Raw genomic sequence first — 22,046 nt, forward strand, 5'->3', positions numbered from 1 at the left:
GGTGTCGGCTGCAGAGCCCCCCGGCGACGGCGACCACCAGCTACTCGTGCTCATCGACCCCCTTGCCCGCCGCTACGACGGGGAGTCCGTGCGCATCGCGAAGGACGTCCTGAGCGCGGGCGCGCACGCCAAGATCTGCTTCGCGGACGGCCCCGACGAGTTCGCCAGGGCCCTGTCCCGGCGGGGCTCCAGACGCCCGGTCGTCGTCGGCGACGACCACGCGCTGCTGCGCGCCGTGTCCCAGCTCCACCGTGAGCGCGAGCTGGCCGACAGCGTCCTGTCCCTGGTCCCGGTCGGCGCGGCGCACACACTGGAGCTGAGCTACGCCCTCGGCGTGCCCCGGGGAGCGGTCGCGGCGGCGCGTACCGCGCTCGACGGTGCCCGCAGGCGGCTGGACCTTCTCGTCGACGACAGCGACGGGGTGGTCCTCGGCGAACTGCGCATCCCGGCCGCCGCGTCCTCGCCCGGCCCGTCCCACACCGTCTGGGAGACCTGCCGCACCCTGGTGGCCTCCCTGGTCCGGCCCGCTCCGCCCTCGTCCGCCGGGCCCTCGGGGTCCCACCGGCTGCGGGTGGAGGCCGACGGGGTCCTGCTGAACGACCTCGACCAGCCGGTCGAAGGGCTCTCGGTGGCCGCCCAGGGCGACGGCGGACTGGCGGACGTGGTGGTCCGCACGGCGTCCGGAGAGACGCACACGGCCGAGGCCAAGGCGGTCACGGTCTCCGGGCCCGACTTCCGCTACCGCGCGGACATACAGGTGGCGGGTCCCGTCAGGACCCGCACCTGGACCGTGCACGCGGACGCCTGGGGGCTGGTGCTCCCGACGGCGGACGAGTGAGCCCGTCCCGCACGGCCTCAGCCGGAAGCGGTGCGGCTCTCCCGCCACCGCTCCAGGACGCCGAGCAGTTCGGTCTGCATGAACGCGAAGAACTCGGCCGTCTCCTTGAGCCGCGCGCCGGCCGGGGTGTCCTCGCCGAGGGAGCGTGCGCCGTCCCGCAGCGTGCGCTCCCAACGGATCAGCACCTGGTCGCGCTCGGCGAAGGTGGCGTACCAGATCTCGTCGTGCAGGCGGTAGCGGTCCCGGCGTGAACCGGGGTCCCTCTCCCGGCCGACCATGCGGACCTGGCTGAGGTAGTTGATCGCTCCCGACACCGCGGCCGGGCTGATCCTGAGCTGTCTGCCGAGCTCCGCGGAGGTCATGGACGCGTCGTCGTCGGCGAGGAGCGACGCGAAGACGCGCGCGGCCATCCGCTGCATCCCCGCCTCCGTCATCTCGGCCGCGAAGCGCTCGACGAAGCGTGACACCGCGTCCTCGTCGCGGCCGGTGCCCTCCGTCGCCCCGGGCTCGCCGGTCCCGCCGGTCATGTCTTCCGCCGCCTCCCCTGCTCCGTCCACGGCCCGACTTTATACGGTTCCTTAACTTCACAATTTTGTGAAACCCCCATACTTTCAGAATCATGACGAAGGCAATCGCCGTGACCGGTCTGCACAAGTCGTTCGGACGGACCCACGCCCTGGACGGCCTCGACCTCACCGTCGAGGAGGGCGAGGTCCACGGCTTCCTCGGGCCCAACGGCGCCGGGAAGTCCACCACCATCCGGATCCTGCTGGGACTGCTCCGCGCCGACACGGGCGCCGCCCGGCTGCTCGGCGGGGATCCCTGGCACGACGCCGTCGCACTGCACCGGCGCCTGGCCTACGTACCCGGCGACGTGGAGCTGTGGCCGGGCCTCACCGGCGGCGAGGCCATCGACCTGCTCGTGCGGCTGCGCGGCGGGGCCGACCGGCGGCGCCGCGACGAACTGATCGAGCGCTTCGACCTCGACCCGGCGAAGAAGGGCCGCGCCTACTCGAAGGGCAACCGCCAGAAGGTGGCCATCGTCGCCGCGCTCGCCTCGGACGCGGAGCTGCTGCTCCTGGACGAGCCGACGGCCGGACTCGACCCCCTCATGGAGGTCGTCTTCCAGGACGTCGTCCTGGAGGCGAAGGCGGCGGGCAGGACGGTGCTGCTCTCCAGCCACGTCCTGGCCCAGGTGGAGAAGCTGGCGGACCGGGTCAGCATCATCCGGCACGGCAGGACCGTGCAGTCCGGATCGCTGAGCGAGCTGCGGCATCTGACGCGTACGACGGTCGAGGCGGAGACCGACCGGCCCGTCACGGGGCTCGACCGGCTCCCCGGCGTGCACTCCGTGGAGATCATCGACAGTGGGGCGGGGGCCGGGAACCGGGTGCGATTCACCGTGGACGGGGGCCGTCTCGGCGCCGCCGTCGACAGGCTCGCCGCATGCGGCGTACGCGGCCTGACCAGCCATCCGCCGACCCTGGAGGAGCTCATGCTCCGCCACTACGGCGACGAACTCGCCGCCAACGGCCACGGCGCGCCCGCGCTCCACGAGGACGCGCGATGAGCGCCGCGGCCGCCGCCGGCACTCCCACGGTGACCCGTACCCCGGCCGCCGCCGGGGCGCTGGCGGGGACCCGCGCACTGCTCCGGTTCGCCCTGCGCCGGGACCGCGTCAGGCTCCCCGTGTGGATCCTCGCGCTGTTCCTCGGCACCCTGTCCGCCGCCGGCAAGTTCACGTCGCTGTACGCCGACCCGCAGGCCCGCGACTCCCTCACCGACACCATGGCGAGCCCGGCCGGGCTCGCCATGACCGGGCCACGGCACTACCTGGACGACTACACCTTCGGCGCGATGCTGGGCCATCAGATGCTCGGCTTCCTGGCCGTCCTCGTCGGCCTCATGAACGTCCTGGTCGTCACCCGTCACACCCGCGACGAGGAGGAGACCGGCCGCGCCGAACTGGTCCGCTCCGCCGTCGTCGGACGCCATGCGCAGCTGGCCGCCGCACTCTGGGTCGCGGTCGTCGCCGACCTGGCGCTCGCCCTGCTGCTCGCCGCCGGTCTCGGCGCGACGGACCTGGCCCCCGGAGGCGTCACGGGCCCGCTCCTCTACGGCCTCGCGCACGCCGCCGTCGGTCTGGTCTTCGCCGGTGTCGCCGCGGTCACCACGCAGATCACCGCCCACACCCGGGCCGCGTCCGGCACGGCCCTGGCCGTCATCGGCCTCGCCTACGCCCTGCGGGCCGCCGGTGACGCGGGCGGGCACGACGGGCTGTCCTGGCTCTCCCCCATCGGCTGGGCCCAGCGCTCCTACCCCTACGTGGACGACCGCTGGTGGCCCCTGCTGCTCTGCGTGGCACTCGCCGTCCTCTGCGCCGGGACGGGATTCGTCCTGTCGACGCGGCGCGACGTGGGCGCCGGGCTGCGCGCCGCCCGGCCCGGCCGCCGTACCGCCTCCGGCGCGCTGCTCGGCCCCCTGGGCCTCGCCCTGCGGCTGCACCGCCCCCTGCTGGCCGGCTTCGGCGCCGGGCTGTTCCTGATGGGGGCGATGTACGGATCGGTCCTCGGCGAGGCCGACGGCATGCTGAAGGACATCGACCAGGTCCAGGAAGCGCTGCGGAGGATCGGCGGGACGAGCCCGGCCGAGTCGTTCGCCTCGATGATCATGGTGATCCTCGCGGTCGTCGCCTCCGTGTACGTCGTGACGGCGGCGCTGCGCCCCCTTGCCGAGGAGCACGCCGGCCGTGCCGAACCCCTCCTGGCGACCGGTCTGTCCCGGGTCCGGTGGGCGGGCGGCCATCTGGCGGTGGCCCTCGGCGGCGGCACGGCGCTGCTGCTGCTCGGCGGCCTCGGCATCGGGATCACGGGGGCCGCCTCGGCCGGCGACCCCGGACTGGTCCTCTCCCTCACGGGTGCGGCGCTCGCCTACGCACCCGCCCTGTGGGTCACCGCCGGGATCGCCGCGGTGCTGTTCGGCCGGCTGCCCCGGGCGGCCCGGGCCGCCTGGACGGTGCCGGTGTACGCGTTCGTCACCGGCTACCTGGGCCAACTGCTCGGATTCCCGGGCTGGACGAACGACCTGTCGCCCTTCGGCCATGTCCCGCGACTGCCCGCGGCCCCCGTGGACGGGACGCCCCTGACCGTCCTCACCCTGGTCGCCGCCGCCCTGGTCCTCGTCGGGCTGGACGGCTTCCGGCGCCGGGACCTGGAGACGAAGTAGGGAACCGGCCACGGGCGCGCCGCCGTCCTGAGAATCATGGAACAGCGTGACGCGGCAGGGTACGGAGGATGCGCGACGGCGGCACTCGGGGCGGCCACGGCGCTGTACGTCTGGGGTGCCTCGGGGCGCACGCAGCGCCACATGGGCGCCGGCTTCGAGGGACAGGGCAGGGACCTCTCCGTCCTGTGGACGGAGCTGCCCCTCGTCCTGCTCGCGGGAATGCTGACACCCCCGGCCGTCTGGCTGCTGACCATGCGTCTGCTGCACGGACACGGGCGCCTGCGCCACCGGGCCCTCGTCGCGGCCGTGTGCACGGCGGGCGTACTCGCCCTGTCGGTCTGGGGCCTGCACGCCTGGGCGAACCCGCCCGACCCGGACCACATCCCGCTGTCCGGCTCCCCCGTGTCAGATCTCGACGCGTAGCTCGCTCAGCCCCCGGATCACGTACCCCGGGTTCCACCGCGGCTCCGCCGCCAGCCGCATCCCGGGCGCCTTGCGCAGCAGCTCCCCGAACGAGGCCGCCATCTCGACGCGGGCCAGAGGTGCGCCCAGGCAGTAGTGGATGCCCGCGCCGAACGAGATGTGCGGGTTGTCCCGGCGCGAGAGATCCAGCGTCTCCGCGTCGGCGAAGCGCTCCGGGTCCCGGTTGGCCGACGCGAAGAGCAGCGCGACCTGCGACCCACGCGGGATGACGGTGCCGTCGATCTCGATGTCGTCCAGGACCCAGCGCGCGAACATGGGCACCGGGGTGTCGTAGCGCAGCAGTTCCTCCACGGCGGTCGGGAGCAGGCCGTGGTCGCCGCGCAGCGACGCCAGCTGCTCCGGATGCCGGAAGAGCATCCACCAGCCGTTGGCGGTGGCGTTGACGGTCGCCTCGTGACCGGCGTTGAGCAGCAGCACGCAGGTGGAGATGATCTCCTGCTCGGTCAGCCGGTCCTCCTCGTCATGTGCGGCGATGAGCCCGGAGATCAGATCCGTCCCCGGGTCCGCGCGCCGGGCGGCGATCAGCTCGCGCAGGTAGGCGGAGAACTCGACCGACGCCCGGACGGCGGCCCGCGCCGTCTCCTCCGGCGGGTTCAGCTCGAACATCCCGCAGATCGCCGCCGACCACGGCCGCAGCAGCCCCCGGTCGGCCTCCGGGACACCCAGCATCTCGGCGATGACGGCCACCGGGAGCGGCTCCGCGACCGCGCTCAGCAGGTCGCCGCCGCCCGCCGCGACGAAGTCGTCGACGAGCCCGGCGGCCAGCCGCTCCACGGTCGGGACGAGCGCCTCGACCCTGCGGGGGGTGAACGCCTTGGCGACCAGCCGCCGGATCCGGGTGTGGTCCGGGGCCTCCAGGTCGAGGATCCCGTGCCCGTTGAGCGTGTGGAACGGCTCGTGGGCGGCGGGCGGGGCGGTGACGCCGAACTCGTCGTGGCTGAAGCGGTGCAGGTACGTCCGCCCCAGCCGGCGGTCGCGCAGCAGCCCGGACACGTCGGAGTAGTGCGGGACGAGCCACTGCCGTGTCGGCTCGAAGTAGTGCGCCCGGCCGGTGGCGCGCAGCGCGGCGTAGGCGGGGTACGGGTCGGCGACGAACGCCGGGGACCAGGGGTCGAAGGACACGTGCATGAGCCGACGCTATCCGGGCGTGACCAGCCGCGCCTCGTAGGCGAACACCGCCGCCTGGGTCCGGTCCCGCAGCCCCAGTTTCACCAGGATGCGGCTGACGTGCGTCTTGATGGTCGACTCGGCGACCACCAGGTGCGAGGCGATCTCCAGGTTCGACAGTCCTTGGGCGATCAGCACGAGCACCTCCGTCTCCCGCTCGGTGAGGTCGCCGATCCTGGCCATGGCGGGCGGCCGCGGGGCCTCGGCGATCTTCGAGAACTCGGTGATCAGCCTGCGGGTCACCGTCGGAGCGAGCAGCGCCTCGCCGGACGCCACCACCCGCACCCCGTCGGCGAGCTGCCGGGCCGAGGCGTCCTTAAGGAGGAAGCCCGAGGCACCCGCGCGCAGCGCCTGGTACACGTACTCGTCGAGATCGAACGTGGTCAGGACGAGGACCTTGGCGTCCGCGTCGGCGGCGACGATCTCACGGGTCGCGTCGATGCCGTTGAGCTCCGGCATGCGGATGTCCATCAGCACCACGTCGGGCCGCAGGGCCTTGACCTGGGAGACGGCCTGCCGGCCGTCGACGGCCTCGCCGACGACCTCGATGCCGGGCATCGCGTTGAGCAGCACGGAGAAACCCTCGCGGACCATCGCCTGGTCGTCGACGATCAGGACGCGGATGAGTGCCTCGCTCATGCCCCCTCACCGGCCTCGGCACGCTCCGCCTGCACCGGGAGGAACACGGCGACCTCGTAGCCGCCGTCCTCGGTGGCTCCGGCCGTCATCTCGCCGTTCAGCATCGCGACCCGCTCCCGCATCCCCGTGATGCCGTGCCCGGCCCCCGGCGACGGCTTGACCAGCCCCCGCGCGGGGCCGTTGACGACCCGCACCCCGAGCCCGCCCAGCACATAGCCGATCTCCACCTTGGCCGTGGCGCCCGGCGCGTGCCGGAGCGTGTTGCTCAGCGCCTCCTGGACGATCCGGTACGCCGACAGTTCGACGCCCTGCGGCAGCACCCGCACCGCGCCGGTGACCGTCTTCTCCGTCTCCAGCCCGGTCTCCCGGACGTTGTCCAGCAGCCGGTCGATCTCGGCGAGGGTGGGCTGCGGGGCGTCCGGCGCCTCGTAGTCCTCCGCCCGGACGACGCCGAGCACCCGGCGCAGTTCGGTGAGAGCGGCGACGGCGTTCTCCCGGATGGTGACGAAGGCCTGTTGCAGCTCGGGCGGCGGATTCTCCACCCGGTACGGGGCCGCCTCGGCCTGGATCGCGACGACCGACATGTGGTGCGCGACGACGTCGTGCAGCTCGCGGGCGATGGTGGTGCGCTCCTCCAGCAGCGTCCGCCGGTCACGCTCGACGGCGGTGACGGTCCGCTGCACGGTGACCTCGTGCTGCGCCTCACGCCGTACCTGCACCATGGCGACGAGGAGCAGCGCGAAGGCCGAAGTGACCGCCATCGGAGCCGTGTTGGAGAACCCGGGGCCCATGTTCCCCAGGGAGCTCCCGACGAGCAGGGTGATCAGCCACATCCAGGCGGCGGTACGCGGCCGCGTCCTCGCCGCCACCACGATCAGCACACCCAGGTGGCAGGCGAACGCGCTCGGCTGCCAGGGCCAGTCGCCGCTGCCCACGATCGCCACCACCGGCGTCGACACGATCGACACCCAGAACGCGAGGACGGGACGGACCAGCGTCATCAGCAGCGTTCCGGCCGGGACGAACGCGGTGATCAGGGTCGCGATGCCGAACGGGGAGTAGGTGTTCGCGGCGAAGACGCCCTCCAGCAGCGCGATCAGCGCGACCAGGCCCACCACCAGGTGCGGGAACCAGACGACGACCTTGCGGAAGGGAGCCGGGAGGCGCCGGACGACCGGCCCGCCGGTGCCCAGCGGGTCCAGCGGGCGGTAGTCGAAGACGTCGTGGAACAGGTCCTGCCGAAGGCTGTGTATCGCCGCCGCGGCTGCCCGGCGCTCCGGGCTCTGGGTCTTGGTCTCGGTCACGCTTCCACGGTAGGGGGCCCGCCCGCCCCGGTCGTCAGCAGTGAAGCGGATCCTTCGGGGTCCGTCGCAAGGACTACCAGGCCAGCTGGGCGATCTCCTCGGCCACCACCGCGCACGCGTCGGCCGCCGGGTCGATCAGCGGGAAATGGCCCACGCCGTCCAGCAGCGTCAGTCCCACCATCTCGCCCGCCTTCGCCGCGGCGTCCACGAACGCCTCCGTGACGGCCTGCGGGACCGTGGTGTCCTCCACCCCCTGGACGACGGCCGTCGCGATCCCGCTCGGCAGCAGCAGAGCGGGGTCGACGTGCGCGCTCCGGGCCTCGAAGTCGTCCGCGCCGAGGAGCTGGTGCAGCGCACCCGAGCAGACGTCCAGCTCCACCGCGCTCGCGAAGTCGCCGATCGGTGCCAGCGCGACCACCCCGCGCAGCGCGGGCGCGGCGGGCAGCCGCCACGGGGACCCCTTCGGAAGGACGTGCCGGGCCGCCGCCCACAGGGCGAGCTGTCCGCCCGCGGAGTGCCCGGTGACCACGGTCCTGCGCGGATCCGCCCCCGGCAACTCCCGCGCGGCGAGCGCCGGGAGGGCGTCCATCGCCGCCGCCACGTCGTCGAAGGTCTCGGGCCAGCGCCCCGCGACCGGGCCCGCCGCGCCCTGCCGGGGGATCTCACCGCCGCGCCGGTACTCGACGCTGGCCACGGCGAACCCGCGCCGCGCGAGGAAGTCCGCGAACGGCGACACGTGCTGCCGGTCGTACGGCGCCCGCCAGGCCCCGCCGTGCAGGAGCACCACGAGCGGCACCCCGGTCCGGCCGTCCCGCGGCGCGAAGAAGTCGATCACCTGGTCGGGGTGGCTCCCGTAGGACGCGGACCCGTCGGGGGCGACCGCCGGATGCGCGAAGGCCGACTCGGTCTCGGCGGCGTCGCGGTCACGCCCGGCAGAATCCGACATGCTGCTCCAACCGTCCTGGGCCTGAGCCCAACTGGACTGACCTGCGGGGACGGTACCAGTACGGAACAGCGCCGCCGTACCGGCCCGGATCATGGGCCGGTACGGCGGCGGACGCTCAGACCGCCAGTACCTCGGCGAGGATCCGCGCCGCCCGTTCCGCGTCGGCGAAACCGACGTACAGCGGGGTGAAGCCGAAGCGCAGGATGTCCGGGCGGCGCAGGTCGCCGACCACACCCCGCTCGGTGAGCGCGCGCATCACCGCTTCCGTCTCGTCCGCGTTCTCGCACCGCAGCGAGACCTGGCTGCCGCGCTCCTCGTGGGCGGCCGGGGTGACGGGGACGACCCGGCCCTCGGGGACGTAGGCGGCGACGCACTCCAGGAAGAAGTCCGTGAGCGCCAGCGACTTGGCCCGCACCGCATCGACCGACACACCGTCCCAGACGTCCAGCGCCGCCTCCAGGGCCAGCATGGACAGGATGTCCGGGGTGCCGACGCGTCCCCGTACGGAACCCTCCGCGGGGGCGTATCCGGGGGACATCGCGAACGGGTCGGCGTGCGAGGTCCACCCGGGCAGGGGCGAGTCGAACGCCGTCTGATGGCGCTCGGCGACGTACAGGTAGGCGGGCGAGCCGGGGCCGCCGTTGAGGTACTTGTACGTGCAGCCGACGGCGAGGTCCACACCGTGCGCGTCGAGGCCCACCGGCAGGGCGCCCGCGCTGTGGCACAGGTCCCAGACGGCGAGCGCACCCGCCTCGTGGACGTCGGCGGTGAGACCGGGCAGGTCGTGGAGCCGGCCCGTACGGAAGTCGACGTGGTTCAGGAGCACGACCGCCGTACGGGGGCCGAGCGCACCCCGCACCTCGGCCGGGTCGACGGGGACGACACGGTGGCCCGTCATCCGAGCCGCCGAACCGGCGATGTACCCGTCCGTGGGGAACGTCGTGGCGTCGACCAGGATCTCGTCCCGGCCCTCGTCGGCGAGGCGGCTCGCGGCCACCACGGCCTTGAAGACGTTCACACTGGTGGAGTCGCCCACCACGATCTGTCCGGCGGCCGCGCCGACCAGCGGGGCGATCCGGTCGCCGATCCGCTCGGGCGCGGTCCACCAGCCGCTCTCGTCCCAGGAGCGGATGCGCAGCGAGCCCCACTCACGGGTGATGACGTCCTGCATACGGGCGGGAACGTGACGGGGCAGCGCGCCCAGCGAGTTGCCGTCGAGGTAGACGGTGTCGTCGAGCGTGAACAGCTCGCGCAGCGCGGCGAGCCCGTCGGCGGAGTCGAGCGCCTCGGCGCGCTCCTCGAGGTCAGACATGGCTGCGCGCCGTCCAGAGCTCGGGGAACACGCTCTTCGTCGCCCGCTTCTCCAGCCAGGCGACCCCGGCCGATCCGCCGGTACCGGTCTTCGACCCCATCGCCCGCCGGGTGGCGGTCAGGTGGTCGTTGCGCCAGCGCCACACGAGCTCGCCGACGTCGGTCAGCACCTCACCGAGCCGCACGAGCTCGGCGTTCTGGTCGGCGTCGGCGTAGATCTCCGCCCAGACGGCCTCGACCGCGGGGGACGGCTCGTACTTCTGCGACAGGTCACGCTCCAGCACCGACCGGGGCACGGCGTATCCGCGCCGGGCCAGCAGGGCGAGCGTCTCGTCGTACAGACCGGGCTCCTGGAGCGCCTTCTCCAGCTCGGCGTGGACACGGGGCGCGCCCCGGTGCGGCACGAGCATGGAGGCGGACTTGTCGCCCAGCAGGAACTCCATCCGCCGGTACATCGCCGACTGGAAGCCGGATCCCTCGCCGAGGGACCCACGGTAGGAGTTGAACTGTGCGGGGGTGAGGCCGGCGAGCGGCTTCCAGGACGCGTTCAGCGCCTCCAGCTCCCGGAGCGAGCGCTTCAGGGCGTCGCGGGCGACCGGTACGCGGTCCTCGCGCAGGGCGTGCGCCGCCGTCTCCCACTCATGGACGATGACCGTGAACCACAGCTCCATGACCTGGGTGGTGACCAGGAAGACCATCTCGCCGGGATCGTCCGAGCGCAGGTGCTGGAGGTGGGTCAGTACATCCGCCTGGACGTAGTCCTCGTACGGCGTCGTTCCCGCGAAGTCCAGGTGCGGGGTCTCCGCACCGGTGGCTTCGGGGTCGGGGTGGAACGTAGACATCGCTGTCTCCTCGACACGAGCTTCCGGGTAGCGGTCCGCCCCTTCCTCCGAGGGTGGGTGGAGCTCCGGTCCCCTGCCCGGCATCCTAACGGCCATCCGCGGAACGCGTCGGGCCCCGCGGGCTGCTGCCCGCGGGACCCGTGAGGCGGGGCCGGGCCTCAGCCCAGGATGTCGGCGGCGGTCTGCGAGGAGTCGCGCAGGAACGCCGAGCAGCGCTCGTACTCCTCCTGCTCACCGATCGCCTGCGCGGCACGCGCGAGGGCGTGCAGGGCCCGCAGGAAGCCGCGGTTCGGCTCGTGCTCGAAGGGGACGGGGCCGTGGCCCTTCCAGCCCGCGCGGCGCAGCGCGTCGAGGCCGCGGTGGTAGCCGGTGCGCGCGTAGGCGTAGGACTCGACGACCCGGCCGCCCTCGAACGCCTCGTCGGCGAGCTGCGCCCAGGCCAGCGAGGACGTGGGGTACTTCGCCGCGACATCGGCCGGGGCCGTGCCGCCCGCGAGCAGCTCACGCGGCTCCGGGTCGTCGGGCAGATGGGTCGGGGCAGGGCCCCCGAGCAGGTTCTCGTGGATGGACATGGCTCAAGTGTGCCCGGACCCGGGCTCCGGCTCCAAGGGCGGGGCCGTGACCCCGCAGTGCGTCGCACACGCCGGCCGTGGCTCGGCCCGGGCCGCGGGGGACGCCCGCACCGCCCACCAGGCGATCACCGAACCCGCCACCAGCAGGCCCGCGCACATCGGCATGGCCCGCCGGAAGGTCGAGGCGAACTCCCCGGCGTCCCGGTACGCCTCCGGGCCCATTCCGGCCAGCAGGGGGAGCGCGGCCACCGCGAGCAGCCCGGCGGCCCGTGCCGCGGCGTTGTTGACGCCGCTGGCCAGCCCGGCCCGCCCGGTGTCCACGGCGGCCAGCACCGTCGCGGTGAGCGGGGCCACCAGGGTGACCATGCCGACCCCCAGGACCAGGACCGCGGGCAGGACGTCCAGGAGGTAGGAGGCCCCCGGGCCGACCCGCAGCATCAGCAGCATCCCGGCGGCCGCCAGCAGCGGGCCGACGGTGAGCGGGATCCTCGGCCCGATGCGCCGCCCGAGATCCCCGGCCGACGCGGAGAAGAGCAGCATCAGCACCGTGGTGGGCAGCAGCGCGGTGCCCGCGCCGAGCGCCGAGTAGCCGGCGACGACCTGGAGCTGGATCGCGGACAGGAAGAAGAACCCGCCGAGGGCCGCGTACACGCAGAACGTGACGATGTTGACGGCGGTGAACTGCCGCGACGCGAAGATCGAGGGCGGCACCATGGGGTCCGCCCGTCGCCGCTCCAGCCGCACGAAGGCCGCTCCCAGCACCACGCCGCCGAGCGCCGCGCCGATCACCAGGACGGACGCGCCCTGCTCCGGCACCTCGATCAGCGCGTAGGTGACCAGGCCGAGTGCGAGCGCCGCGAGGACGGCACCGAGGACGTCGAAGCGGCCGTGGGCGTCCGGGTCCCTGGATTCCGGCACGTGGCGCAGGGCCACCGGCACGCAGACGGCGGCGAGCGGCAGATTGAGCAGGAACACCCACCGCCAGCCCGGCCCGTCCACCAGCCATCCCCCGAGGAACGGCCCGATCGCCGCCCCCACCCCGCCGAGCCCGGACCAGAGCCCCACGGCGCGGGCCCGGTCGTCGGGATGGAAACTCGCCTGGATGATCGCCAGCGATCCGGGGGTGAGCAACGCGCCACCGACCCCCTGCATCGCCCGCGAGGCCACCAGCACCCCCGCGTTCGGCGCGATCCCGCACAGCAGCGAGGCGACGGCGAACCAGACCACGCCGACGACGAACACCCGGCGCCGCCCGAACCGGTCCCCGAGCGCACCCCCGAGCAGGATGAGCCCCGCCAGGGTGAGCATGTAGGCGTTGACGGTCCACTGCAGGGCGGCCAGATCGGTGCCGAGGTCCTGGCCGATGCGGGGGAGGGCCACGTTGATGACCGTGGAGTCCAGCAGGGCCATGCTCGAGCCGAGCACGGTGGTCAGGACGACCCAGCGCCCCACGGGCGAGGCGACCCGGATCCCGCCCTCGTCCGCACCGTCCGTACCGTTCGCGTCAGTCATACGAGCAGCATCATCGCTGCCCGGCCCGAGGGCCATTCACCGCGCTCACCCGGCCGGGGGACGCGGTCCGTCCGACGCGGGGCGGGGCCTTCCGGCCCGCCTACGCCCGCACCGTCCTCAGCCCCCGCACCAGGGCCGACACCCCCGCCTCGGCCTTGCTCCGCGGGCACCCCAGGTTGAGCCGCAGGAATCCGGGCGCCCCGTACACCGAGCCCGGCATGATCGCGACCTTCTCCCGCTCGATCAGCACCCGCTGCAGCGCCTCCTCCTCCACACCCAGGGGACGCAGATCGATCCACGCCAGGTAGCCCGCCTGCGGCGGCACCCACGCGAGCTCCGGGAACTCCGCGTCCAGCCGCTCCGCGACCATCGCCAGATTCCCCGTGACATACGCGCGGACCGCGTCCAGCCAGGCCGCGCCCTCGCGGTACGCCGCGATGTGGGCGGTCAGCGACAGCACCGCGGGCGAGGCGAGCCCCTCCGCGGTCTCCATCCGGCGCAGGTACTCCGCGCGGTCGGCGGGGTCACCGATGATCCCGTACGAACCGGTCAGCGCCGGAAAGTTGAAGGACTTCGACGCGGAGGTGATCACCGCCCAGCGGCCGCCGGCCGGACCGCCGCCGTCCCGCACGCCGGCCTCCACGCCGCCGTCCCCCACGCCGGCCGCGTCGGCGATCCGGGCGTACGGGACGTGCACATGGCCGTCATGGACGAAGTCCGCGTGGATCTCGTCGCTGATCACGGCCGCACCGTGGCGACGGGCCAGTTCCGCCATCTCCCGGAGCTCGGCCTCCGTCCACACCCGCCCGGTCGGGTTGTGCGGCGAGCACAGCACCAGCACCTTCGCGTCGGCCCGCGCCAGCTCGCGTTCCAGCGCTTCGGTGTCCCCCAGCGGCACGCCCCGCAGCTCCCGCCCCAGCCCCAGGACCGCCTTGCGGAAACCGTCGTACGTCGGGGTGTGGACGACCACGCCCTCCCCCTCGGACGTCCACATCTGCAGCAGCTGCGAGAGCTGGCTCAGCACGGACGGACCGTAGACCAGCCGGCCGGTGTCCAGATCGGCGCCGTACCGGGTCCCGTACCAGTGGGCCACGGCCGACAGGAAGTCGTCCTGCTGCCAGGTGGTGTAGCCGAGCACCCCGTGGTCCAGGCGGGCACGCAGCGCGGCCAGGACCTCGGGCGCGGTCTCGAAGTCCATGTCGGAGATGGTGAAGGGCAGCAGCCCGTCCACCCCGAAGCGGTCCGCGACGCCGTCCCACTGGACGCACCAGGTGCCCCGGCGGTCGATGACGGTGTCGAAGTCGTAGCGCGCGGTCGTGCTCACAGCGTTTCTCGCTCCCTCGGACATGGGGCGGGCCCGGTTCCCAGAAGGGAGACCGGGCCCGCCGTACGTCCGTGACGTACTTACTTCAGCTTGGTGCCGGCGGAGCGCAGGTTGGCGCAGGCCTCCGTGACGCGCACGGCCATGCCGCCCTCGGCGGACTTGCCCCAGCTGCGCGGGTCGTAGACCTTCTTGTTGCCGACCTCGCCGTCGACCTTCAGGACGCCGTCGTAGTTGCGGAACACGTGGTCCACGATCGGGCGGGTGAAGGCGTACTGGGTGTCGGTGTCGAGGTTCATCTTCACGACGCCGTTCTCCAGCGCGGTGGCGATCTCCTCGGCCGTGGAGCCCGAGCCGCCGTGGAAGACGAAGTCGAACGGCTGGCTGCCGGCCGGCTTGCCGTACTTGGCGGAGACACCCTCCTGCAGGTCCTTGAGAAGCTCCGGACGCAGGACGACGTTGCCCGGCTTGTAGACGCCGTGGACGTTGCCGAAGGACGCTGCCAGCAGGTAGCGGCCCTTCTCACCCAGGCCCAGGGCCTCGGCGGTGCGCAGCGCGTCGTCGACGGTCGTGTACAGCTCGTCGTTGATCTCGTGCGTGACGCCGTCCTCCTCGCCACCGGTCGGGGTGATCTCGACCTCAAGGATGATCTTGGCGGCGGCGGCCTTGGCCAGCAGCTCCTGGCCGATGGAGAGGTTGTCGGCGAGCGTCTCGGCCGAGCCGTCCCACATGTGCGACTGGAACAGCGGGTTCAGACCCTTGGCGACGCGCTCCGCGGAGACGTCGAGCAGCGGACGTACGTAACCGTCCAGCTTGTCCTTGGGGCAGTGGTCGGTGTGCAGCGCGACCGTGATGTCGTACTTGGCGGCGACGATGTGCGCGAACTCGGCGAGAGCGACGGCGCCCGTCACCATGTCCTTGTTGTACTGGCCGCCCAGGAATTCGGCACCACCGGTGGAGATCTGGACGATGCCGTCGCTCTCCGCCTCCGCGAAGCCGCGCAGTGCAGCGTGCAGGGTCTGGGTCGACGTCACATTGATGGCCGGGTAGGCGAACTTGCCTGCCTTCGCCCGGTCGAGCATCTCGGCGTAGACCTCGGGGGTTGCGATGGGCATCTGTCCGCTCCTTGGGATGTGCGGGTGTTCAGGCTTGGTCCCTGACCTGGGGGCGACGTCATCGTCGCCCTCATCTTCCCAGACTCTCGCTTCGGCTCCACGCTGACCGTCGAGTAGTGCCTCCCGTTTCACGTGAAACGGGAGGCACTCGGAGGAAGCCCCAGGTCAGGCCAGGTCGAGGTCCGCCACGGAGTAGACCTGCACGTAGGGGAGACCCGCCTCGGCGATCGCCGAGGCGGCACCGCGCTCCACGATCACGGCGACGGCCACGACCTCACCGCCCGCCTCACGCACCGCTTCGACCGCGGTCAGCGGCGATCCACCGGTCGTCGAGGTGTCCTCGACGACGAGGCAGCGGCGGCCCTTGACGTCCGTGCCCTCGATGCGGCGCTGCATCCCGTGCGCCTTCTGGGCCTTGCGGACGACGAACGCGTCCAGGCTCTTACCGCGCGCCGCCGAGGCGTGCAGCATCGAGGTGGCCACCGGGTCGGCGCCCAGCGTCAGGCCACCCACGCAGTCGTAGTCCAGCTCGGCGGTGGCGTCGAGCATCATCTGTCCGACCAGCGGCGCGGCCTTGCCGTCCAGGGTGATCCGGCGCAGGTCGATGTACCAGTCGGCTTCCAGACCCGAGGAGAGGGTCACCTTGCCGTGCACCACGGCCTTGTCCTTGATCTGCTGGAGCAGCTCAGCGCGTACGTCAGTCATGTCAACGAGGGTAAGCGCTGCCGTGGAGGGTCAGAGCCGTGCCCAGCTCCAGGTCGTCGTGATCTCCAGGGGCTCGATCGGGGTGACGAGCCGGGGGGCGGTGTTCAGCCCGTTCGGCGGTCCGGACTGCGGCTCGACGCAGACGGCCTCCGCCTGCTCGTCGTAGATCACCACCCACTCGTCCCGGCTCTTGACGGTCAGCTCCAGCTGTTCGGGCCAGGTGAGCTTCACGTCGACGCCCGCGGGCATCCCGAAGCAGTCGTCCCACGGGCCGGGCAGCGGGTCGATCCGGCGGCCGGTCGGCAGGTGGTTGTCGCCCCGCTCCTCCTGCCACTCCGCGTCGAAGGACATCCGCACGTCCTGGCCGCCGAGGTTCCGGAGGAACCAGGGATGCCACCCGGCCTGCGCGGGGAAGGAATCGCCGTAGGTCTCGATGCCGAGCCCCAGGGTCAGCGACTCCTCGGTCAGCTCGAAGGACTGCGTCACCCGGCCCTCGTACGGCCACGGATCGGTCAGGTCGTAGATGAAGGCCGCTTCCGAGTCGCTCTGCCGGACCGGCTTCCAGGAGGTGTCGCGACCGGTGCCGTGGATGGCGTGCGGCGGGGAGTTCAGCGGCATCCGATGCACCGCGCCGCCATTGCGGAACTGGCCGTTCTCGGTGCGTCCGCACCACGGCACCATGGGGAAGCAGCCGTACCGCTCGCCTTGGCGCAGCAGTTCGGTCCCCCCGATCCGCAGGCTGCTGATACGGCAGCCGTGCACGGGGTCAACGGTCAATTCGACGTCGCCGGCTGTCAGCCGGGCGTTCTTCGCAACTCTGCTCACCCTCCGACACTACTGGCGCGGTGTCGTGCCCTACGGCCTCCTGCGCCGCAGAGCCCTGCCCACCACCACGGCGGAGGCGATCGCCAGAGCGGCGGCCGGGGCGGCCCAGCGCAGGGTGATGCCCGCGGCACCCGCCTCGGGCGACGGCACGGGGGCGTACCGGCCGCGCGGCGGGGCGTGGTCGACCTCCTCCGTGCTGCGGCCGATCATGGTGCGGCGGGCGTGGGCGGCCTCGGCGGGCGGCTCGTCCGGCACGGTGAACTCCAGCTCTGCGGAAGGGTCGAGCGACGGCGGCGGTACGGGCGAGTCGAACACGGACTCCTTGTCCGCGGAGGGCTCGGCGGGCCCGGACCCCTGCGGCTCGTCCGGGGCGTCGGGGGACGGCGCATCGGAAGCGTGCTCCCCGGCGGCGGGCTCCGGCTTCCGGGGCTCAGGCGCGTCGGACTCCGGCTTCCCGGGCTCCGGCGCGCCGGGCTCCTGCGCGCCGGACTCAGGCGCGTCAGGCACGGACGCGTCGCGCACGGGCTCGTCCGACCGCGCCGACAGGGACTCCGTCACCAACTGCTGCGTAAAACGGTCCAGCAGCCGCTGCGCCGCGGTGAGGGCCGTGGAAACGTCCAGATCCACGATGCGCCCCTCACCACGCGCCGTGCCGCTGTAGCCGATCGTCGTCCCGCCGTCCGTCCGCGTGAGACCGATGGTCAGTGCCAGCTTCGCCGAGCCCCCGCCCCGGGCCTCCGCCCCCTCCCCGCTCACGGAGAAGGAGTCACCGCCCTCGGACGGCCGCAGGGCCAGCGCACCGCGATACGTGATCGTGTGACCGCCGGCCCGGAATTTCAGCCGGCCCGCGAGGGGGCCCGCCGACGAGTCGGCGTCCTGCTGGAACCCGGGCACGCAGCGCGCGACACGGGCGGGGTCAGCCAGCGTCCGCCGAAGGGCCGGGACCGGAACCGGAACGAACACCTCATGCTCCATACCGCCCGAGCCTACTCAGCCCCGGCCGTCCCGTCAGCGCTTCCCCACCCCGTGCACCGTGCGTACCGCACCGGCGGTGCCGCGCCCGTGGATCCTCAGTACCGCGGATGGACCAGCGTCGACGGCGGGACCCCGCGCTGCCGGACCTTCTCCACGGCGCTCCGGCCGGCCGTCAGCTCCCGCTCCCCCAGCGTCCTCAGGGCGGGCGCCCCCGGGTCCAGGCCGAGGCTGCCCACCGGCTTCCGGGCGGCCAGGACGAACCCCCGGTCCCAGGGCGCCTCCGCGCTCCCCGCGACGCGGTCCGGGCCGGCGGCGAACCCGATGAGGCGCCCGCCGACGCCGTACGGCCGGGTCGCCAGACCGCCCGCCCGGACCGACGCCTCCACCGTCCAGAACGTCGTCGGCCTGCTGCTCGGCGGTCCCGCGTGCACCACCAGCCGGCCGTCCGGCTCCAGCGCCCCGGCGACCAGCCCGTAGAACTCGGCGGAGTAGAGCTTCGTACTCGCCGTGATCTCCGGGTCGGGAAGGTCCGAGATCACCACGTCGAAGCGGTCCCGGGACGTCCGCAGCCAGGTGAAGGCGTCCGCGGCGACCGTCGTCACCCGAGGGTCCTCGAAGGCACGCCCGTTCAGCCGGGAGAGCGCCGGGTCCGTGCGGGCCAGGCGGGTGACGGCCGGATCGAGCTCGATCACCACGACGGATGCGACGTCCGGATAGCGCAGCACCTCACGGGCGGCGAGCCCGTCGCCCCCTCCCAGGATCAGCACCCGCCGGTGGGCCCCCTTCATCGCCGGATGCACGAGCGCCTCGTGGAAGCGGTACTCGTCGCGGGAGCTGACCCGGAGCCGCCCGTCCAGGTAGAGGTCCAGCGCGCCGCTCCCCCGGCCGGTGAGGACGATCTCCTGCAGGCCCGTCCGCACGGCGACCCGCACCTCGTCGCCGTACACCGCTCGCCGGGCCGCCCTCTCGAAGTCGTCGACCAGGACGGAGGCCGTGGCCAGCAGGGCGATCACCACACCGTTCACCACGACGAGCAGCAGGCGCGAGCGCGGGTTCAGGTCGCGCCGGAACACCCACAGCACCAGCGCGAGACCCGCCGCCGCGTTGACCGCGCCGGTGAACAGCGCCCCGGTGAGCTGCCCCATCATCGGCAGCAGGAGGAAGGGGAAGGCCAGCCCGCCCACCAGCGCGCCCACGTAGTCGGCGGCGAAGAGGTCGGCCACCGCCCCGCCCGCGTCCTGCCGGTCGACCCGTTGGATCAGCGTCATCAGCAGGGGGATCTCCGCGCCGATCAGGATCCCGATCGCGAGCGAGAAGCCCACCAGCGCGTAGCGCGACTCACCGAGCCAGGCGAAGGAGGCGTACAGGATGAGCGCCGACGAACCGCCGACGAGCGCGAGAGCCGCCTCGAGCAGACCGAACCCCACGGCGGCCCGGGTGCGTAAACGTTTCGCGAGCAGGGACCCGATGCCCATCGCGAAGACCATCACGGACAGCACGACCGAGGCCTGGGTGACCGAGTCACCGATGAGGTACGAGGCCAGCGCGACCAGTTCCAGCTCGTACACCAGGCCGCACGCGGCACAGACGAAGACCACGGCCAGCACGAGGAACCTGCCGGTCCGCGGCCGGACGGGAAGCCGTGGGGCGCCCCCTCGCAGCGGCGTCTGCTGGTCGATCATGAAACGAACGCTACGTGACGGGACGGTTGCCTTTTGTCACCCACAAGGGTGCAAGTGACGCGCACCGGGCATGAGGCGCACCACCGGGAAGAGCTCGCGCACCCCCCTCAGGACACCCCGGCCGGGATGCGCGCTCCCACCCTCGTACGGGTCACCACCAACTGCCCCTCCTGGGGATACGCATGCCAGGTGCGCCAGCGCACCTCACCGCCCGTCCGTTGCGCGAGCATCGCCGTGAAGGCGTACGGGCTGCCGGGGAACGTCCCCGCCAGGCCGTGCGGATGATCGGCCACGAGCGCGAGCAGTTCCTGCGCGCGCCCCGCGAACGAGCCCGGGGACAGCGTCTCGACGCGCGCCGCGAACTCGTAGTCCCAGTCACCCACGCTCTCGGCGACCCCCAGCGGCAGCGGCGTACTGCTGCCCGGCAGGCAGGCGACGGTCTCGGAGCAGGTACGCCCCTCCTCCTCGAGCAGCACCTGATGGGAGGCACCCAGAAGCCGCAACTGGACTTTCGCGGCGGCTAGTTCGAGATCGAGTACGGCGAGGGCGGGCAGCGGCTCCCGCCCGAGCGTCCATGCCAGATCGGCGGCTCGGGTGTCGGAATAGGAGGTCTGGAGGGTCGTGAGCATGGAACGGCTCCGCAAAACACACAGGGACACAGGGACAGGAGGTATCCCCGTGCGGGACACGCGGGGAAGCGGGAGCCCAATCCGGCCCAACTGGGGCCCGGGGGCTGAATGTTCTCTACATCGATGCAATCACGACGAACGTCGCTCTCGCAGCGTTTTTACCCAACTTGCCGTGGTTTCCATCCCTCAGGGGGCAGGACGGTTCACCTGTTCCCGCGCTCCCAACAAAAAGGTGCCCGGCGGGAGTTGGACCCCACCGGACACCTCGGACGCATCCGCCCCGCCCCTCCGCACGGGAGGAGACGGCTCACTCAGTTGCCGCCGCCACCGCCGCAGCCCCCGCCGCCTCCGCCGCAGCTGCTGCCTCCGCCGCAGGAGTGGCCCCCGGAGTGCCCGCCGGAGTCGCCGCCGCCGCTGTCACCGGCCCACCAGCTGCCCCCGCCTCCCCCGTCGCTGCCGGAGCCACGGCGTCCCCCCCGCCCGGACGACGGCTTCTTCCGGCCACTCGACGTCAGGGCGACGAACCCCACCACCACGATCACCAGAAACACGATGAAGAACACGAACCCCATCGACCTCACATCCTTCTGTCCCCCGAAGCGAGGTCCCCGCTTCTCGACTGACCGTGGGATTCCCACGCCCCGCCGGGACCAAAGCGGACTTGAGCAACTCCAGAGCTTCGGCACAGGATGGCGGCCATGACACACGGACGACCGCTCCTCAACCGCCGCCTCACCGAGTTCGGCACGACGATCTTCGCGGAGATGTCCGCGCTGGCCGTGCGGACCGGATCGATCAATCTCGGCCAGGGCTTCCCGGACACCGACGGACCCGAGGAGATCCGCGAAGCCGCGGTCCGCGCCCTGCGCGCCGGCCACGGCAACCAGTACCCGCCGGGCCCCGGTGTCCCCGAGCTGCGCTCCGCGGTGACGGAGCACCAGCGGCGGCACTACGGGCTGGAGTACGACCCCGACACCGAGGTACTGGTCACCACGGGCGCCACGGAGGCGGTCGCCGCCTCCCTGCTGGCCCTCCTGGAGCCCGGGGACGAGGTCATCGCCCTGGAGCCCTACTACGACTCGTACGCCGCCTGCATCGCCATGGCCGGCGGCACGCGCGTCCCCGTCACGCTCCGGCCCGACGACGGCGCCTACCGGCTCGACCTGGACGAGCTGCGCGCCGCCGTCACGCCCCGCACCCGGCTCATCCTGCTCAACACCCCGCACAACCCGACCGGCACCGTGCTGACCCGCGACGAGCTGGCAGCCGTCGCCACGCTCGCCTGCGAGCGGGACCTCCTCGTCGTCACCGACGAGGTCTACGAGCACCTCGTCTTCGAGGGCGAGCACATCCCCCTCGCGTCCTTCCCCGGCATGCGGGAGCGCACCGTCACCGTCAGCAGCGCCGGCAAGACCTTCTCGCTCACGGGCTGGAAGATCGGCTGGATCACCGCGAGCCCGGAACTGGTCACCGCCGTCCGCTCCGCCAAACAGTTCCTGACGTACGTCTCCGGCGGCCCCTTCCAGTACGCCGTCGCCGACGCCCTGCGGCTGCCCGACAGCTACTTCGACGCTCTGCGCGAGGACCTGCGCGCCAAGCGCGACCTGCTGAGCGCGGGCCTCACCGAGGCCGGCTTCGAGGTGTACGAGCCCGCCGGGACGTACTTCGTCACCACCGACATCCGCCCGCTCGGCGAGACGGACGGCTTCGCCTTCTGCCGGGCGCTCCCCGAGCGCTGCGGGGTCGTCGCCGTCCCCAACGCGGTCTTCTACGACCACCGCGAACAGGGCGCGCCCTTCGTGCGCTTCGCGTTCTGCAAGCGCACGGACGTCCTCACCGAGGCCGTGTCCCGGCTGAAGGGCCTCAGGGCGGCCTGAGCGCACACGAAGAAGGCCCGGGACAGGGAGCCGGCCGCGGTGGCCGGCCCGTCCCGGGCCTCTTCCGTACGTCCGTGC

22 protein-coding genes are annotated in these 22,046 nt (G+C 72.7%); 5 read left to right on the forward strand and 17 right to left on the reverse strand.

The features are described from left to right. Position 1 precedes the first annotated feature (1 nt). A complete protein-coding gene (locus IA22_RS0106365) occupies positions 2–838 on the forward strand; it encodes a diacylglycerol kinase family protein (protein WP_030122975.1) in 837 nt (278 codons plus the stop codon). A gap of 17 nt (positions 839–855) precedes the next feature. On the opposite strand, the gene IA22_RS0106370 is transcribed toward IA22_RS0106365, so the two are convergent. Continuing rightward, positions 856–1,365 carry a GbsR/MarR family transcriptional regulator gene (locus IA22_RS0106370; RefSeq protein WP_014155407.1) on the reverse strand — a complete coding sequence of 170 codons (510 nt, stop codon included), beginning with the start codon at positions 1,363–1,365 and terminating at the stop codon, positions 856–858. A gap of 92 nt (positions 1,366–1,457) precedes the next feature. Here IA22_RS0106370 and IA22_RS0106375 point away from each other — a divergent pair, with 92 nt between their 5' ends. Genes IA22_RS0106375 through IA22_RS37310 form a run of 3 tightly spaced genes read left to right on the forward strand, consistent with a single transcriptional unit; the run spans position 1,458 to position 4,486 of the window. Then, a complete protein-coding gene (locus IA22_RS0106375; protein WP_030122976.1) occupies positions 1,458–2,408 on the forward strand; it encodes an ABC transporter ATP-binding protein in 951 nt (316 codons plus the stop codon). After that, on the forward strand, positions 2,405–4,063 hold the full coding sequence (locus tag IA22_RS0106380; protein ID WP_030122977.1) for an ABC transporter permease: 1,659 nt from the start codon (positions 2,405–2,407) through the stop codon (positions 4,061–4,063). Before IA22_RS0106375 ends, IA22_RS0106380 begins: the two co-directional genes overlap by 4 nt. Positions 4,064–4,099: 36 nt before the next feature. After that, positions 4,100–4,486 (forward strand): hypothetical protein, encoded by a 387-nt coding sequence (locus tag IA22_RS37310; RefSeq protein ID WP_015577785.1) that lies wholly within the window; start codon positions 4,100–4,102, stop codon positions 4,484–4,486. Here IA22_RS37310 and IA22_RS0106390 read toward each other — a convergent pair. From IA22_RS0106390 to IA22_RS0106465, 16 genes are all read right to left on the reverse strand, one after another. Next, on the reverse strand, positions 4,469–5,674 hold the full coding sequence (locus tag IA22_RS0106390; RefSeq protein ID WP_030122979.1) for a cytochrome P450: 1,206 nt from the start codon (positions 5,672–5,674) through the stop codon (positions 4,469–4,471). The two genes, IA22_RS37310 and IA22_RS0106390, sit on opposite strands and share 18 nt — an antisense overlap. Before the next feature lie 9 nt (positions 5,675–5,683). After that, complete coding sequence (locus IA22_RS0106395; RefSeq protein ID WP_014155402.1) at positions 5,684–6,352, reverse strand: response regulator; 669 nt, start codon at positions 6,350–6,352, stop codon at positions 5,684–5,686. Further along, on the reverse strand, positions 6,349–7,656 hold the full coding sequence (locus tag IA22_RS0106400) for a histidine kinase (RefSeq protein ID WP_015577788.1): 1,308 nt from the start codon (positions 7,654–7,656) through the stop codon (positions 6,349–6,351). The genes IA22_RS0106395 and IA22_RS0106400 overlap by 4 nt, the downstream gene beginning before the upstream one ends. A 73-nt stretch (positions 7,657–7,729) precedes the next feature. Next, complete coding sequence (locus tag IA22_RS0106405) at positions 7,730–8,602, reverse strand: alpha/beta hydrolase (RefSeq protein ID WP_015577789.1); 873 nt, start codon at positions 8,600–8,602, stop codon at positions 7,730–7,732. Between the two features lie 115 nt (positions 8,603–8,717). After that, on the reverse strand, positions 8,718–9,914 hold the full coding sequence (gene kynU / locus IA22_RS0106410) for a kynureninase (RefSeq protein ID WP_030122980.1): 1,197 nt from the start codon (positions 9,912–9,914) through the stop codon (positions 8,718–8,720). Next, positions 9,907–10,755 carry a tryptophan 2,3-dioxygenase family protein gene (locus IA22_RS0106415; protein WP_030122981.1) on the reverse strand — a complete coding sequence of 283 codons (849 nt, stop codon included), beginning with the start codon at positions 10,753–10,755 and terminating at the stop codon, positions 9,907–9,909. Before IA22_RS0106415 ends, kynU begins: the two co-directional genes overlap by 8 nt. Before the next feature lie 158 nt (positions 10,756–10,913). After that, positions 10,914–11,327 (reverse strand): DUF3151 domain-containing protein, encoded by a 414-nt coding sequence (locus IA22_RS0106420; protein ID WP_014155397.1) that lies wholly within the window; start codon positions 11,325–11,327, stop codon positions 10,914–10,916. 3 nt (positions 11,328–11,330) lie between these two features. Next, the gene (locus IA22_RS0106425; protein ID WP_030122982.1) at positions 11,331–12,839 is read right to left on the reverse strand and encodes a DHA2 family efflux MFS transporter permease subunit; all 1,509 of its coding nucleotides are present in this window, start codon (positions 12,837–12,839) and stop codon (positions 11,331–11,333) included. Between the two features lie 100 nt (positions 12,840–12,939). Next, positions 12,940–14,187 (reverse strand): MalY/PatB family protein, encoded by a 1,248-nt coding sequence (locus IA22_RS0106430; protein ID WP_199813835.1) that lies wholly within the window; start codon positions 14,185–14,187, stop codon positions 12,940–12,942. A gap of 56 nt (positions 14,188–14,243) precedes the next feature. Then, complete coding sequence (gene fbaA, locus IA22_RS0106435; protein WP_014155394.1) at positions 14,244–15,275, reverse strand: class II fructose-bisphosphate aldolase; 1,032 nt, start codon at positions 15,273–15,275, stop codon at positions 14,244–14,246. A 165-nt stretch (positions 15,276–15,440) separates the two neighbouring features. Next, entirely contained in the window at positions 15,441–15,980 is a 540-nt protein-coding gene (gene pyrE, locus IA22_RS0106440; RefSeq protein ID WP_014155393.1) for an orotate phosphoribosyltransferase, read from the reverse strand. Positions 15,981–16,010: 30 nt separating this feature from the next. Further along, positions 16,011–16,805, reverse strand: a complete 795-nt coding sequence (locus IA22_RS0106445; protein WP_014155392.1) for an aldose epimerase family protein — start codon at positions 16,803–16,805, stop codon at positions 16,011–16,013. 30 nt (positions 16,806–16,835) lie between these two features. Then, complete coding sequence (locus IA22_RS0106450) at positions 16,836–17,780, reverse strand: SRPBCC domain-containing protein (RefSeq protein WP_014155391.1); 945 nt, start codon at positions 17,778–17,780, stop codon at positions 16,836–16,838. A gap of 95 nt (positions 17,781–17,875) precedes the next feature. Further along, positions 17,876–19,462, reverse strand: a complete 1,587-nt coding sequence (locus tag IA22_RS0106455) for a polyamine aminopropyltransferase (RefSeq protein WP_030122984.1) — start codon at positions 19,460–19,462, stop codon at positions 17,876–17,878. Between the two features lie 107 nt (positions 19,463–19,569). Further along, positions 19,570–20,091: a DUF2617 family protein gene (locus IA22_RS0106460; RefSeq protein WP_014155389.1), complete on the reverse strand. Its 522-nt coding sequence runs from the start codon at positions 20,089–20,091 to the stop codon at positions 19,570–19,572. A 311-nt stretch (positions 20,092–20,402) separates the two neighbouring features. Continuing rightward, positions 20,403–20,663, reverse strand: coding sequence for a hypothetical protein (locus IA22_RS0106465; RefSeq protein WP_030122985.1), 261 nt, complete (start codon positions 20,661–20,663; stop codon positions 20,403–20,405). Positions 20,664–20,789: 126 nt separating this feature from the next. Between IA22_RS0106465 and IA22_RS0106470 the strand changes: the two genes are divergently transcribed. After that, positions 20,790–21,968: a pyridoxal phosphate-dependent aminotransferase gene (locus IA22_RS0106470; RefSeq protein WP_030122986.1), complete on the forward strand. Its 1,179-nt coding sequence runs from the start codon at positions 20,790–20,792 to the stop codon at positions 21,966–21,968. The last annotated feature ends 78 nt before the right edge of the window (positions 21,969–22,046 follow it).

Origin of the sequence: Kitasatospora papulosa (assembly GCF_000717245.1) — a bacterium.
GTDB lineage: Bacteria > Actinomycetota > Actinomycetes > Streptomycetales > Streptomycetaceae > Streptomyces > Streptomyces papulosus.